The sequence below is a fragment of the Acinetobacter sp. LT1 genome, assembly GCF_059800965.1.
The window spans coordinates 45,610-61,574 of the sequence record NZ_JBBAXE010000014.1 but is presented as its reverse complement, the minus strand read 5'-3'; the positions used below and the strand labels follow the sequence as shown (position 1 = coordinate 61,574).

The 15,965-nt window shown below is 42.5% G+C and carries 10 protein-coding genes and 2 tRNA genes; 2 read left to right on the top strand and 10 right to left on the bottom strand.

Annotated features, from left to right (window positions below; all coding sequences use genetic code 11):
* Nucleotides 1–5: 5 nt before the first annotated feature.
* The 3 genes from WBW42_RS14030 to WBW42_RS14020 form a co-directional block, all read right to left on the bottom strand.
* A complete protein-coding gene (locus tag WBW42_RS14030; RefSeq protein WP_005071966.1) occupies nucleotides 6–848 on the bottom strand; it encodes a ParA family protein in 843 nt (280 codons plus the stop codon).
* A gap of 76 nt (nucleotides 849–924) precedes the next feature.
* Nucleotides 925–1,317, bottom strand: a complete 393-nt coding sequence (locus tag WBW42_RS14025) for a SirB2 family protein (protein ID WP_005071964.1) — start codon at nucleotides 1,315–1,317, stop codon at nucleotides 925–927.
* An 11-nt stretch (nucleotides 1,318–1,328) separates the two neighbouring features.
* Nucleotides 1,329–1,637: a BolA family protein gene (locus WBW42_RS14020; protein ID WP_002114074.1), complete on the bottom strand. Its 309-nt coding sequence runs from the start codon at nucleotides 1,635–1,637 to the stop codon at nucleotides 1,329–1,331.
* A 230-nt stretch (nucleotides 1,638–1,867) separates the two neighbouring features.
* Here WBW42_RS14020 and WBW42_RS14015 point away from each other — a divergent pair.
* Nucleotides 1,868–1,943, top strand: a tRNA-Gly gene (locus WBW42_RS14015).
* A 45-nt stretch (nucleotides 1,944–1,988) separates the two neighbouring features.
* Nucleotides 1,989–2,064: transfer RNA gene (locus WBW42_RS14010), tRNA-Gly, on the top strand.
* 167 nt (nucleotides 2,065–2,231) lie between these two features.
* Here WBW42_RS14010 and WBW42_RS14005 read toward each other — a convergent pair.
* From WBW42_RS14005 to WBW42_RS13975, 7 genes are read right to left on the bottom strand one after another with little or no spacing between them, the layout of a single operon-like run.
* A complete protein-coding gene (locus tag WBW42_RS14005) occupies nucleotides 2,232–2,993 on the bottom strand; it encodes a 4'-phosphopantetheinyl transferase family protein (protein ID WP_005071962.1) in 762 nt (253 codons plus the stop codon).
* Complete coding sequence (locus WBW42_RS14000; RefSeq protein ID WP_032063976.1) at nucleotides 2,986–4,851, bottom strand: alpha/beta fold hydrolase; 1,866 nt, start codon at nucleotides 4,849–4,851, stop codon at nucleotides 2,986–2,988. The genes WBW42_RS14005 and WBW42_RS14000 overlap by 8 nt, the downstream gene beginning before the upstream one ends.
* Nucleotides 4,852–4,904: 53 nt before the next feature.
* Entirely contained in the window at nucleotides 4,905–6,176 is a 1,272-nt protein-coding gene (locus WBW42_RS13995) for a DUF1302 family protein (protein WP_032063977.1), read from the bottom strand.
* Nucleotides 6,173–9,919 carry an outer membrane lipoprotein-sorting protein gene (locus WBW42_RS13990; RefSeq protein ID WP_032070599.1) on the bottom strand — a complete coding sequence of 1,249 codons (3,747 nt, stop codon included), beginning with the start codon at nucleotides 9,917–9,919 and terminating at the stop codon, nucleotides 6,173–6,175. The genes WBW42_RS13995 and WBW42_RS13990 overlap by 4 nt, the downstream gene beginning before the upstream one ends.
* Nucleotides 9,920–9,943: 24 nt before the next feature.
* Nucleotides 9,944–13,903: a non-ribosomal peptide synthetase gene (locus tag WBW42_RS13985; protein ID WP_032070598.1), complete on the bottom strand. Its 3,960-nt coding sequence runs from the start codon at nucleotides 13,901–13,903 to the stop codon at nucleotides 9,944–9,946.
* On the bottom strand, nucleotides 13,900–14,160 hold the full coding sequence (locus WBW42_RS13980; protein ID WP_002118032.1) for an acyl carrier protein: 261 nt from the start codon (nucleotides 14,158–14,160) through the stop codon (nucleotides 13,900–13,902). The genes WBW42_RS13985 and WBW42_RS13980 overlap by 4 nt, the downstream gene beginning before the upstream one ends.
* A complete protein-coding gene (locus tag WBW42_RS13975) occupies nucleotides 14,157–15,932 on the bottom strand; it encodes an acyl-CoA dehydrogenase family protein (RefSeq protein WP_080777024.1) in 1,776 nt (591 codons plus the stop codon). The genes WBW42_RS13980 and WBW42_RS13975 overlap by 4 nt, the downstream gene beginning before the upstream one ends.
* Nucleotides 15,933–15,965 lie beyond the last annotated feature (33 nt).

Genomic DNA, 15,965 nt, shown 5'->3' with positions numbered 1-15,965 from the left:
TTCTCTTATCGTTTTGGCTCAATCTCACCAAACAATGTCTCATAAGCTTGAGTCAATTTATGTTCGGGTGCCAAATGGGCCAAAGGTAAATTTTTCTGATGCGATTCTTTCATCAAAATCGAAGGCGGTAACATGCTATTGAGTACAGGCAACCCTTCATCTTTTAACTGCTGAACCACTTCCCGAGGTAATTTTGCTTGGGATTGGAATTGATTCACCACAATTCCTTCAATTTCCAAGCGATCATTATGATCATCTTGCGTTTCGAGAACATTTTCAATCAATGTTTGTAACGCACGCTTTGAAAAAACATCACAGTCGAAAGGAATGAGTACTTTATCTGCCGCAATCAGAGCAGAGAGAGTAAAAAAGTTAAACGCTGGTGGTGTGTCTATATAGATACGGTCATATCGCCCAACTAAGTTTTGAATCGAATCACGTAATTTATAAATTTTATGTTTACTTTCAAGCGCATGTTCAAGCGCGCCAAGTGTAGGACTTGCTGGAAGCACATCTAATTTTGCAAAAGGAGTTGAATGAACAAAACTGTCGAGATCTTTATTTCTTGGAGCTTTTAAAATTGAACCTAATGCGTTACCGATTAAACCCTTTTGTTGATTGTTGCCCAACACATCATCAAAGAAATTTTCGATATTTGGCTCTAAAATTGATTTTTCAGCAGAATAGGTTGCTTCGTCACCTAAAAGATACTGACTAGAATTGGCTTGAGGATCAAGATCGATCACCAATGTTCTTAAGCCATGTTTGGCACTAATTGCAGCCAAATTTACAGTAATACTTGATTTCCCTACACCGCCTTTTTGGTTAAACACCACACGAGTTAACATGTTTCCCTCTGCATATTATTTTACTGTACGCAGTTTAACCTAGAGCTTAATCAAAAAGGCAAAGAATGTAGAACAATTAAGCAAAAACAGGTTTCACAATCACTAAGATAATAATAGCAATAAATGCAATCGCACTAATGACCAAACCTGCACGACGCTGTGCCAACAAAAGAGTGTCATCTTTTTTAAAGGCTTTCATCAGGGAAGATAACAACACTAAAAATAGAATAATTTTAGCGTAAAACCACGGTTGTACTTGAAAGTCTTTCATGACTAACAAAATTGCACCCGTAATGAAAACCACGGTAAATGACAAATGTTGTAAGGCAACTAATACTTTACGCCCTGCTGGATTGGGTTGTTCACCTTGAACACCTATAAACAGAGTTGAAGCGCGTAAAACAAAGACCATAAGTGCGGCAGCTACTGCAGTCATATGAATAATTTTAGTGAGTAAATGTGCATCCATGAAATTAACCCTTAGCTTTTAGGTGCATGTGCACATTCTGGGCTAGCAGGAGCTTGACCTTGCCACTCACTTGGCAAATAAGCATGAATCGCTAAAGCATGAATTTGGCCTGGATTCATCAAATCAGAAGCTAACGCGTATACTTTTTGATGACGTTGAACCAAACGCAATCCATTAAATTCGTCGCTCACTATAATCACTTTAAAATGAGATTCCTTACCTGGAAAATAACCACCGTGCCCGGCAGACTCATTGATCACTTCCAAATGGCTAGGTGCAAGTGTTTGTAACCGTTCAATCAACTGTTGTTCAAGGCTCATAGCTTTTCCTTTTACGATTATTCGTATATTTGCACCTAGTATACCTTGTCTACACACAAACAAAAGTTGCTCTTGTATGCTTTGACTTCAAACAAAATGTCTATTTATTCGGCAACTTAACAATAAAAATACCGCTAAATGCTCATTTCTGTTTTTATTTTATGCAATCAGCATAATTATTTGCATAAAGTTGTTGACCCTTGTTTTGCTTAATGTATTATAAGCGGCACGCGGGAATAGCTCAGTTGGTAGAGCATAACCTTGCCAAGGTTGGGGTCGCGAGTTCGAGTCTCGTTTCCCGCTCCAAATTGGTTTTTTTTGAGAAAGTTTTAGTAAAAACTGCTTATATATGCGGGAATAGCTCAGTTGGTAGAGCATAACCTTGCCAAGGTTGGGGTCGCGAGTTCGAGTCTCGTTTCCCGCTCCAAATTTAAAAGGCCCTAGTCGAAAGACTGGGGCTTTTTTCTTTTTATCGACCCATGATTTTACGTTCTATCGATTCACAGCATATTCATTCTGAGAATAGCTCAGCTCAAGGCCGAGTATTTCATTGATAGACTCAGATTTTTAAACCAGTAATTGTTTCGAGTTAATCTAGTTATATTTGCAGGGTATTGGTGTTATCCGATGCGTAGATATAAAGGGTAATGATTGAAAACAATCCAAGTTAAAGCGCTCTAGACTACATCTTTGTTGTAAACAGATAGAAAAGATGAAGTTATGATCATAGACATAGCTTTGGAAATAATATTCTTCTGCCTTTTGAATATCACGAGTTGAATCGAGAAACTCTATATGTTCAGCTAACACATGAAAGTTGAGCTTCTTTAAATGACGACTCATTCCTTCGCCAGTACATTTAATATAGGATTCTTTTAAGGTCCATATTTGAAAAAACCGTTGATATACAGTGGATGGATCAATCCTTTCATTTTCCTGAATCCATTCAATTTCACTTGGCGCTAACACACTATCGACACGCATCCAATCGAACTCACGGTCCAGCCGTTCAACATCAACTCCTATTTCTCCTTTTTCAGTCACCGCAAGAACAATAACGTCTGCTGAATGACTAAGATTGAAATAAACAGCTTTACTACCTTGTATAAAAGGTTTGCCGTTAGGTTGTAATTGAATGTTGACCTCATGGGGTGAAATACCCAACTTATCTGCTAAAACAGACTTCGTTAACACACGAGAAATTAAGAAAAGTCGTGCAGCATGAGGATGATATTGATCATATCTCAACTTTTCTGCCGCATTGAGAAAGCTGAGATAATGACTCAACATGAGATGGTTTTGTGGCACGCGTGAAACCGGACAGACATACACCTGTACTTTGGAAATATCAGACATCACTGAGCTGTACTGTGGTGCTGATATATTTGGTTAGAACTGGTGTGAGATAATCATAAACCGCTTCTACATGGGTAACGTGCGGATTATGGCCTGCGCCAGCAATGATATGTACAGGAATATTAGGACTTATTGTAGTAACAATTGGATCCTTCTCTCCAACAATGATTTCAACTTTAGAGCCAAGCTCGTTTAACAAAGCTGTTTGAGATACTCTCTGCTGAGGCAAACTAATACGATGCATATACTCACTAATATGCTTGGCTACCGACACCCGGTGTAATGAATCCATCGCATAACCAACAGATAGATTTTTTTGTCCATCTGGATGCAGGTTTTTAGCAATTTTATCTTTCGATACAAAACGGAAAATTAGATTAGAGATGATTTGTATTTGAAATATTTTTGCGGCCTGTGCCTGCACGAAATAAGGCGATATAAGGATAAGACGTGCAACTTTATTTGGATATTTCTGCGCAAGACTCAATGCAAATAAACATCCTAACGAGTGAGCAATAACAACACTATTTGGTGCTAAAAGCTTTGCAGCATTATCAATAAACTGATGATTGTTATCTTCCATCACCTCATAACTACCTGAACGCCCAAGTCCAGGTAGGTCCATCATAACGACCTGATCATAGGTGATTTTATTAATTATTGGGAGCCAACATGTGCTATCGAATGGGATACCGTGTAAAAATAATGCAGAAGATTTTTCTGAACCAACTGGTTGTTTAGTATAGATTTCTGTCCAATATCGATTCTGATAGCTGAAACAGCTAGGTGTTGGAGCTTGCATACGACCAAAACGTGTAAGGACCAGTCGATCAATCCAACGAGAAAAATAAGGACTGGTATTGATTAGGCCTGCGATACCCATCTTAACAGCCATTTTTTCTGTCTCAGCGACATGATAGTTTTCATTAGAAATAAAAGCGAGCTGCTCTTTTGAGCCACCAAGCAATACCTCAGGTAATTTCTCGAGCAGAACTTTAGGTATTTGCAAATGTGGTGCGCTAACCCCTAAGTGCTCGGCAGCTAGGTTAACTAGACGATGACATTTAGGTGTCGCAGGATCAAGTAATACATACTCCTGAGCAATAGTCTCAGGAAAAGATATCGTTCGGATGAGAAAGCTCACGATATATTGCATATTGCAGAGTGGCAGGAATGTATCACTCCCACCAGGCAGCGCCAGCAGACGTCCTTGATATAACTTATCAATCATTTCGGCAATACCAATATATTGCATATCACCATAAGTATAAAAACCATCAATGACTGTCGCCGGATTTATTGCGGTCCATGGCACATTTAAACGCTTACATGTCTCAATAAAAGCTTGATGCCCTAAAATTTTCGAAGCTTCGTAACCACCATATTTATAATACAAATCATCAGCAGACTCTTGCGGCGGGGTAGCGACACGATATCCACCAATCCAGATAAATCGCTCAAGCTGCTTCAATGTCGCAGCCCATTCAATCAGAGCAAGTCCTGATTTTACATTCGTACGCTGAGCTTCAGCTTTGCTAATGCCCCAATTAAATGATGCAGCAAGATGATAAACAACATGGATCTTTGTTTGAGCATCCGTTAGTAGAGAGTCCAGCTTAAAGTCACGGCTTAAATCATATTCAACAAACGAAATAGATGGATCAACTAGCCCTTCTGTTGCAATAAAACCTAACAGCTTATCTTTCTTGGTTGCAGCATTGCGCAGTGCAGCAATCACCTGATGACCTTCACGTAGAAGATCAACGATCAGTCTACTGCCAATGAAACCCGCTGCACCTGTTACTAATATGGTCTTCTGTGAAAAATTATCTTTTTTTGCGTTATTTAAATTATCCATATATCACCTTATTAGGTACTGGGCACTCCAGCATTGTTTTGGAGCGAATTGTCTTAAAAGTTATATCGAACCTGGCCATATACCAGACTGTTATCTCTAAATTGTCCTAACACCGTATCATTTCTGCCCCAGAAGCGATCTCCACCTACATTAAACTGCCAGTGATCATTAAGGTTGTAATTAATACGAACTCTCAACATCTCATTGGGCTCTGGTGCAAAATAGAAACCTGTTACTTCTAACTTTAGGTTGTCATTCAGGAGGTTAAGTGCATAGCGCAGCATAGCTCCATACTGATCGCGCTCATATTGGTTACTGATGGTTTGCTGATAACGGTAAACTTCTCTCAATAATGGATTTGTTAGACTATCGGCAGATCTTAAGTCCTCCGTATGTTTATAGACACCTACTAAACTCACGGTGGAATTCTTCAATGCTAATTCTGGACCGATGACTACAGCCAGATTATTTTTTTTGTGCGTAAGATCTTCACTACCTTCTGAGTCAGTTTGGGTATAGGCTGCTTCACCGCGCCATACGATATCGTTATGGTTATAACTGAAATCAAATCCATAGACAGACATAGGATTATTTTTCAGTTGTAAAGTTGCTCCTGTTTGAGATAACGACTGGAGTGACAGATCGGGCATATGATCCAAACCCGAGAAATATGATGCACCAACATCTAAACCATCTACAGAATAATCCCAGCGCACTGCAAATGCAGGTCGGCTCTTATGGTCTATGTCATATTGAACACCAGCAATCTGACGCAATGGAATTACATCTGAACGACTACGCGGATACCACAACGCTGTCCATTTATTGGTTCCAGATTCAGGAATATACGTCAATTTGATTGCATCATTTCCAAGACGTTGATCTGTTTCATCTGGTACTAGGCGCGTATAATCACGGGGTGATAGATTATCTGTTGGATTAATCCCATCAGCTCTCCCCCAGACTACAATCTGGCGGCCAACATCAAGATAGAACGTCTGATCCCAGTTGTAAGAGGCGTACAACTCACGTAAGTTGCGATTCACCTTACTCACCTGATCTGGGTTTACAGTATGGTCCGTTTCGTCTCCAATATTTATGTCGTAATGGATCTTAAACTCAGGGTTAAACTTGAGCGTACCATTGGACCAGAAACTTGCTTGCCCAATGTTTTTTAACGAACTTAAATCACGATCTGATGACCAGACATCGAGTCTGGCTGAGTTCTGGCTTACAAAACTCATTTCGCTGTCATCTGCATAAGCATGCTGCAGTAGCATAAAGCTACTGCAGCATGCAAATACCCAATAGGCACCTTGCGTCATTTTTCAAGGCTCTGCGGTGAGAAAATCTTATCGGATAAAGTTTTCTCTGCGACAAAATCATTAACGATCACTTGTGTCATATGCTGAGTTTGCAGATTCTTCGCCATAGATTTCATGGCTTGCCATCTTGGTTTTACTTTGCCGTAAGGGCGGATATCCGTGAACTCAATATGCTTTAACGGTTTGCCTGCTGTGTCCCATATATCGATGGTTGCTGTAACAAAGTTGTCTTTGAGAATGCACATGCGACGTTTGCTATAACCAAAGTCACTCTTCACCGTATTATTGATTGGCGTTGCTTCGATCATATAGCAATCTTTGCCATTAAATTTGCCATCTGCAAGTTTCGTGTACTTCCAGTCACTTAACTTATAGCCAAGGACATCACCATAACTAAAGTCCGTGCCAATAAAAGCATCACCCTTATTCGCTGATGCAAGACGGCGTACTTTTTTCAATGCAGGCAAATAGACAAACATGCTATCACTGCCTTTTACATTCTCAATCAATAACGTCGTGGTTCCCTGTACATCTGCAGGCGAGATAAACTCGGTCAAACGCATATTATTCTGAGTATTTCCAGCAAGCTTGGTCATATTTTTAGTCAAGCGCACACGTTGCTCACCATTTTTAGAAGTCAAAATAAATTTGGCACTAGCACTTGAAGTCAGGAATTTAGAGGCATCATCACTACGATTAACAATGTCTTGAACTTCATCTGCATGAGATGTTTTAGGTAATGAAAAGGTGAGCGCAGTACCTAACAAAAGGCTTGTCACAACAGTTTGTGCAACGGGGATGCTTTTCTTATTTGAGGAAAAGATGAAACGAGGTTTTAATATTAGAATCATTGTAGGTACCATAATTAAGGTTGCAAACACACTGAAAAGCATCGCAATCACAATAAACATCGCTAGCCATTGATGTACGTGGAAGCCCTGCGATAAGGACAATACGCCATACCCGCCAGCGACCGCAGTCGCGACAAAAAGAGAAGCCTTACCAGCAGTACTTAATGTTTTACGAATAGCATCTTTGATATCTCCCCCTTCTTCGCGCAAGATTTCACGCAAACGATAGAGGAAATAAATGGCGTAATCCGCACCAATACCTACAGCCATGGCCGAGATAAGGGAATTTGGAATATTGAGCGGAATGTCGAGCCAGCCCATCACACCAAAGATGGCAAGAATTGAGAACAGAAGTGGTGTCAGGACAATCAGCCCAGCTGAAATCGAACGGAAGACCAGTGCTGAAATAAAGAATACGGCAAATGAAATTTGTAGAATGTTCATGAGCTTGCCGTGAACCATTGTTTCAGTCAAAGCAATGGTTTGCGTCACGTCACCACCAAAACTCACTACAGCCTTGTCACCCAATTGAGCCGCCATATACGTTTTTAGCGATTCAAGGATTTCTTTAATACGGTGGTTGCTGCCCGTTTTCATAAGAATCGTGATTTTGGCATAGCGCTGAGTAGTATCAATGTAGGATTCAAAATCAGTCGGCTCACCAGACATTGAATACAACAGCAGATATTGAGCAACAACATCTTTGGTTGCAGGAACCTGAAATGCCTGTGGCTGATCGGCATTCATTGCCTGATTCATTCGTTTGATATAGTCCACGATAGAGATTGTTTTACCAACCTCTGGAATTGAATTCGCGAACTTCTCTGTATTATCAATCGCTTTTAGGATCTCTGGGTTTTCAATACCGTCACGAACCTTCGTATCGACCATAATATAAAGGCTGTTTGTGCCACCAAGTGACTGATTCAAGAACCTGTCATCCTGCTGCATCGGAAGATCACGTGAGAAGAAATTCCGACTATCGTTATCTACCACAATACGGCTCGTGCCGATCGCAAGAAAAACACCAATTGCCGCAATCGCAGTCATTAATATCATTCGTGGACGAACTGACAAAATGGCATCGCCAATACGATTTGGAATCCAATCCCAGATCGGTAGCCCTTTGCGTTTGACCTTGGTAACCGAAGGCGGTGGCAACATTGAGCGTAGTGCCGGAATAAAAGTCATCTCAATGATCAGCGTACTGATGATCCCGATTCCAGTAAAAATACCGAATGAACGAATAGTCGGAATATTGAAGGTCAACAGAGAGAAGAATCCAGCCGCCGCAATTCCACCAGCCAGCACCATAACTGGACCAACACGAACTAAAGACTGCACCACAGCTTCGCTATTGGCAGCTTTAGGTTCCATCCCTTGAGCAATCAGACGATCAAAATCTTCATAGTAACGCTTGAGCAACTGCACGGCGTGCCCTGCTGCAATGGCCAGAATCAAAATTGGTGTAGGCGAGTTAAAGATATCCATAGGCTGTTTGAACAGCCCCATCATGCCCATACCCCATGCCACAGCAAGCAAAGCTGTAACGAGTGGCAGAATCAAACCCTGCTTACTGCGGAATGCTTCAAAGTGCAACAATCCAATCACCAATACGGCAATCGGGAACAAGATATTGATACGCTTAGAGTAATCTTCAGCTTTATCTAGATAGACAGGATTACCGCCGACACTGAGCGTCATATCTTTAGATTGTTCGCTTTCTACAATTTTGTTGATCGGAGCCATCATCTTCTGGAAGCCCTCTGGACTTTCCTCAAGCTCAAGCAAAATCGCAGCAGTTCTTTGATCTTTAGACACCACTGAATTCATATAAGTTGGATTCATTGCCAACACTTTTTTCAGTTGATCGATATCATCCTGAGTTACAGAACTGGTCGGCAGTAATTTTTTGGCATCAAACCCTTCCGAATTAGCCATGATTCCTTTCGCTTGACGTGCAGCCAAACTCATCATAGTTGATCGAACAACGCCGGGGGCGTTGTCCACTTCTTCGGTAATACGTTTGACTTTTTCCAACACTTGCGGTTGATAAATATCACCTTGCTTCGGTGTAATACCGATCACAACCATATACTTGGAGCCGAATTTTTTTTCGATCAGCTTGGTCGAGGTGATATAAGGATGCCCATTCGGTGCAAGTGCGCCTGGATCAATAATAATTTTTACACCAGATGCAAGGTATGCCAAAGCAATCGTCAAGAGCATGACCACTGTCAGTACAATACGGCGATGTCTAAGAATCCATCGCGCATATTGCTCCATCACTAGATGAGTCTTTTGAAGTGGTTTTTCGATCTCTTGCGATGATTCTTTGATCTCCTGCAATGGTTTTTTGATCTCTGGCGATGGTTCTTCTATCTCCTGCAATGGTTTTTTGACTTCTACCGATGGCTCTTCAATCTCTTGCGTTTGCGTACTCACTGCCTCATAGGTTCCGCCCTTCTGAGCCAGCGCCTGAAGATTAGCAAGATCTTTTTTGAACTGGGCAAGAACCATTTTTTTTAGCAGTGCATTAGGAAATACACCAAAAAAGCCGCCCGGCTCTGCCTCAAACAACCATTCAATCCATGTACCTTCTGGATGAGGTTTGAAGCGATAAGTACCTTTGTAATAAAACGGTCCTTCTAACACTTGGAAGGCATACAATTCATTCGGTACCAGGTGTGTAATTTCACCTTTAAAGGCCAACTCACGACTAGCAAAGCTCAAATTGAGTTCATACTTGCTGCCCACACGCGGAGTAGTGTCTAGTAGCTCTGAATGCTTACATGACAATTGCCAGCTTGCATCATTGCCCGGGTTTGCAAGATATTTAAAAACTTTATCAATCTCGGCCGGTATAAGGAAAGCATGTTCTATGGTCACCATAGTGGTTCTACCTTCTTGTATTTCTTATGCAGGAATTGGATACATCTGATCAATTGTCTTGGCCACAGCCGCAACGTTCTCAGCGAACATAATCGATGAATGGTCACCAGGTAGATCCACTTGTGTAAGCGTATCTTTGATCAAATGATCCCAGCCGAGACTTTCCCCAAAATCTTCAGACTCATCTTTGGCTTTAACCAAGAGGATCGGAAAATCTTCAGGCTCTGGGAAATAGGTCTGTAGTGCGACGCCATTCGCCAAATAAGTATCAAAGTAAAGCCGGAAATCTGATGGGTTAGCATCCAGAGGTATGACATTGATGGCCTTAGCTTCTTTAAGCACATGATCAAACATGTGATCTGGACTCAATTCACGCAAGTATTGCGCTGATATCGTCAGCTTTTTGCCATAAGGCACAGCCAAATCACGAGCAAACCAAGACAAAAGCATGGCATCATCAGCATCTTCAGGCACATTCTCTGGAATTGGAGCACGTGTATCAATCATGACAATCCCTGTGACCTGCTGCCCCATTTGACGCAACTGACGACTGATCTCGTATGCAATCGCACCGCCAAAACACCAACCACCGAGGAAATAAGGCCCTTGAGGCTGCATTTTTTGCATTTCAGCAATATAGAGTGTCGCCATTTCTTCAATCGCCACTTCAGCAGCATCTGCTTCAATCAGACCCGGAGACTGAATAGCACGTAAAGTACGGTTCGGATTGAGATGACGCGAGAGTTCCATATAACAGAAGGTACTGCCACCAATCGGATGGAAGAGCCATAGCGGCTGTTCATAAGTTCCGCTGCGCAGTTCGATTACGATTGAAGGTTTGATTTCTTTATTTTCACGGATGATCTCCCCCAAACTCTCAACAGTTGAGTACTGTGCAAGTAAAGCAACTGATAATTCGGTACCAAATACCTTCTTGAGATGATTGACAAGTTTCACAGCCAGTAATGAATGCCCACCTAATTCAAAGAAATCATCATGTATACCAACTCGCTTGACTGATAAAATCTGCTCAAAGGTAGTACATAACTCGATTTCGATCGAATCGCGTGGAGCAACATAATCGTTGCTCTGCTCAAACACTGGCTCAGGGAATGCCTTACGATCTAACTTATTGTTAGCCGTCATTGGAAACTCATCCAATCGGATAAACGTACTTGGCACCATATAAGCCGGAAGATGGATTTGTAGAGTCTTTTTTAAACCAGCCATTTCAATATCATGTCCAGTCACATAAGCCACCAGTTTCTGATCATTGTCGGCTGTGGTCTTAACCAAGACTACTGCATCTGTAATACCATCGATCTGTTTGAGGACATTCTCGATTTCGCCTAGCTCAATACGGAATCCACGGATTTTGACCTGAAAATCCAGACGTCCGTGATGAGTCAAACGCCCATCCATTCGCAGACAGACTTTATCTCCGGTGCGATAGAGTCGACCAGCATTTGGTAGGGATGGTAAAGTTCTAAATTGTGCATCTGTCAACTCAGGTCGATGCCAGTAATCGACTGCAAGACCATCGCCTCCAATCCAGAGCTCTCCCATAACGCCTCGTGGAACCAATCGCTGCTGTTCATCAAGAACATAAAGCTGGGTGTTCGCCATTGGTTCGCCTAAATCAATATATTTGGCATCGGTGATGTGGGCTGCACTGGACCACACAGTTGTCTCGGTCGGACCATAGACGTTCCAAAGACAGCTGACTTTACCCAGTAGTTTTTCTGCGAGTACAGGATCTAGCGCTTCGCCTCCGCTAAGTGCAGTTAGATGTGGGATACCTTTCCACTCACTGTCCAAGAGCATTTTCCAAGAGGACGGCGTTGCCTGCATAACATTGATTGACTTCGCCTGCATATACTCAACCAGCAGGTTCCCATCTAGAGAGATCTCACGTGGGCACACATGCACCACACCGCCGTACATCAGTGGAATCAATAGTTCAACAACAGAAATATCAAACGCATAAGTAGTGATTGCTAATAACTGCATATCAGCAGTTGCTTGCAGCCTATCATTCACAGACAGTAAGAAATTAGCTATTGAAGGATGCCCAATACGCACGCCTTTAGGTTTACCTGTCGAGCCGGAGGTGTACATCACATAAGCGGTATCACCAAAGGCAAGCGTCTCACGTACTTGCTCAAGGGGAACAACACCAGCTTGATTGATATCTAGACGTGGTACAGAGACTGTAAGAGCATCCATCAAGTCAGTTTGGGTCAAGATGACTTTAGGTTCAGCATCTTCTACGATGTTATGCAAACGTTCTCTTGGGAAACTAGGATCCAACGGTACATATGCTGCTCCTGCCGCCCAGATTCCGAGGACTGCCGCGGGCAATAGCACAGTGCGGTCTACCATCAGACCTACACGATCCCCATTGGTAATACCATGTGCACGTAAATATTCAGCAATCCCAGCAATATGCTGACCTAACTCATGATAGCTGACAGCATGATCTCTAGAAGTCATAGCATGATTGTGACCACGCTCATCGATCTGTTTTAGAATCATTCCCAGTAGATCATGTCGAGGATAGTCGGTCACCTGACCACGTAGATAGCCTAGCTGAATGCCATTCGCATAATCAGGTGCGATATCTAACTCAACGATCTTACGTTCAGGATGAGCCACCATTTCCGATAGTACAACTTGCAGTAGTTGCACCATATTCTCGGCAGACTCCGCAGAAAATATTTCAGAGTTGTATTTCAGTACGCCAATCAGTTCACCCTGATATTCACCACCCATTTCTAGCATAATATCTAGTTGGCCTTCTTGTTGGCGAACTGGAAAGCTTCCTAGCGTAAGGTCTTGACCAGCTAAAGTAGCTGGATTCTGGATTGGTAAGAGTAATTCTTTAAACTCATCCAAACCACCTAGACGTTCCCAAAACATTCCAACCTGAGCCAATGGGTTGATACTGCCATCACGCTTTGGTGAAACAGCTTCAACCACTCTGGAAAAAGCAACTTTTTGATGTTTAAGACTCTGTTTTAATTGTTCCTGCACCTGCTGTGTAAATTGACGTAAAGTCTGATCAGCATCGATGTCTATGTTAAGAGTAATTGTATTGACAAACTGTCCTAGTGCATTGCGCAAAGAGCGTTCAAGTCGACCTGCTACTGCTGTGGCAACGACTAGATTATTTTCATTTGATAGTTTGTTCAGCAGGATATAGAAGCCCGATAGTACAAGACCGAACAAGGTAATTTCATAATCTTTCGCCAAGTTTACAAGACCAGACGATACTGACTCAGGTACACGGAAAATTACCGAGCTACCTTTATGTTGTTGCACAGCTGGACGTGGATAATCAAGTGGAATGCTATGCACATGTGGAGCATGCTTTAACGCATTTTTCCAAAACAGTAAGCTTTCATCAGCATCACCAATCACGTTGCTCTTCTGCTTATCTGCATATTGAGCGAACTCGATTCCGTTCACTAGATTTGACTCTGTCACTAGCCCAAAACGCTTGCAGACATCACGCAGCAACAAGCCAATTGACCAGAAATCCATTAAGGCATGATGAATCACAACTGCAATCACATAGTGATTCTGACCACGCTCATAACAATGGATACGCCACAACGGTGGCTGAGTCAGGTCAAATGGTTGCTTGGTATCCTGTTCGACTAATTTCGTCAAATCAGAAGCTTCAACATGACGAGCATCAGAGAGAATGATATTAGGATATACACGATCCCAAATGATTTGCTCGATACCCTGATCATTGGCAGGCATGCTTACACGTAGTAACGGATAATCATGTAACACTGCTTCCAAAATCTCCATCGGCTTATTGCCTAATGGCTGGTTGACCTTCACATCAAAAGCCACCACCATATTGTAGGCACTGCAAGTTGGCTCAAGACGCTGGATATACCAAATACCAAGTTGTTCTGCAGAAATCGCATGACGCGACAGAATTTTTGGTTCTAGGCTCGCAATGTTATTCATGAAGCAACTCCCTGTTGCAACTCAGAAACCAGATATTCAGCCAATGCATTGATTGTTGGGTAATCCCATAGCAGTGTCGGCTCAAGTTCCAGTTTTGTCAGATCTTCTAAGTCCCCAGACACAGACAAAGCAACGATCGAATCAAGACCATAACTGGTAAATTTTTGCTCTGGATCAATCGTCTCAGGCTCTACACGCATCTCTTTAGCTACTAGCGTACGAATGATCGCGCTCCAGTAAACTTTATCCTTATTCATGGGGTAATCTCCTCTTTAACTGGTTTGGCATCACGCGGTGCCAATGCGAAATCGATAACAGATAACATGTGGTTGGTTGAAATTCGGTCTAGCAAATCTGCTAATGTGCTTTCACGTAATGACGTAATAGGAGGAGATGTCTGCCCTTCAGCAGCATTTAGGAAAATGATCAACCATGCTCCATCCTTTAAAGCAGTCCTTAAGCCATGACGGTTGAAGACCCAGAAACCCAACACAGCAATGCGGGCAAACAGTTCTGCGTAGCCTCGAGCGAGACTAAAACGCAAAGTTTCAAACTCTTTGCTTTCCTCAGAGTTTGAAAAGTAATTCTGAATTTTTTGATCCAATGAACGCTGTTCAACCAGAAGCCGGTCTGCATGCTCACGTAGCGTAGATAGCATTTCAGTAGACAACCCTACTGTGGCTTCGGCATCGTTGAGCATTTCAATGATTGTCCCCAGCGACTCCATCACCAAATCGCCATCTCGGTTGAAAATCTCAAGCCCACGGAAATCAATAGCGTCTGTCTCCACTTGTAAGTCATACAACTGGCGATAACGTGCTTTGGCTTCGGCTTGGTTGAGATGGTCGGCTTTTTTGCTACGACCTTTATTGGCTGATTTGAGCTGAAAACTCAGACTGTCTAGACAAACGGTGCTACTTCCGTCAAACACACTAACAATCAGATGGTCTCTGAATGCTTTCTGGTACATTCCATCTGCATATGCATTTCTTAAGAAGAAACGTGACCCAAGCACTGAAGAAGTGATCTTGGCAAGTGACTCTACATACTCAGGCACCAGTACCTTGACGATTGGCGACCATGTACTGAACTGATTAATACAAACGTGTAATCCGCGCGCGCCAACGAGTGATAACACCTCCGCTGCTAATAGATAGGCATAGGCTGTAGCGAGCTGCTCACGCACCAGTGGAATGCTTATTACTTTTTTGTTATATAACTCGCGTTCGATAGCAAACTCGGTCGCGATTCGTAGCATCGTATCGCCAGCCCCCAGCGAGAAACTACTGCAATATGCACGCGTTACCTGTAGGGTTTTGAGTCCAAGTTCCAACCCTTGGCCCTCTTCACCGATCAAAGCATCTTTGTGAATTTCAGCGTTGTTAAAGCCAATACCACTAATATCTAAACCACGCATGCCCACTGTTGGCAGGCGGTTCAGACTATAGGTTCCTTTAGAAGCCATATGACGCTTATCAAGCCAGAATGCGCTCAAACTACGTGGTCCACGATCGTTCGATGTTTTAGCGATCAGGCTTAAAGAGTCTCCTAAAGTGGCGCGGTTAATTGACCATTTTTCGCCATTTAAGATGTATTTACTCTCGGCAGGCTGTGCTGTCACTTCACTAGATAATAGGTCAGCACCATGCGCTTTCTCGCTATAAGCCAATGCTGGAGCAGCACCACTTAAAATTCGGCTAGCAATATTTTGGCATTGATTCGGATTACCACCGATCCACACAATCACAGACCAAGCGTTCGTGCTATAGGTCGAATTGATAGTTAGATCTCGTCGTGCCAACACGCGATGCAGATATAGCAACTCTTCACCAATTTCCATATGACCTCCGAGCTCTGAAGGCACATAGAAACGGTTCATACCCACCGCATTCAGAAAATCAACAGCACGCTGAGGATATTGCTCCTTCTCATCACGCTCGATGGCAGCGGACCAAGAAAAATCGTTGTTGTTATCATGTACGGAGCCTAAAATTTGCTCCAGACGAGCAGCAGACTGAAACTGCCGCAAATTGGATGTAAGTGACATGGATTTTCACTCAAA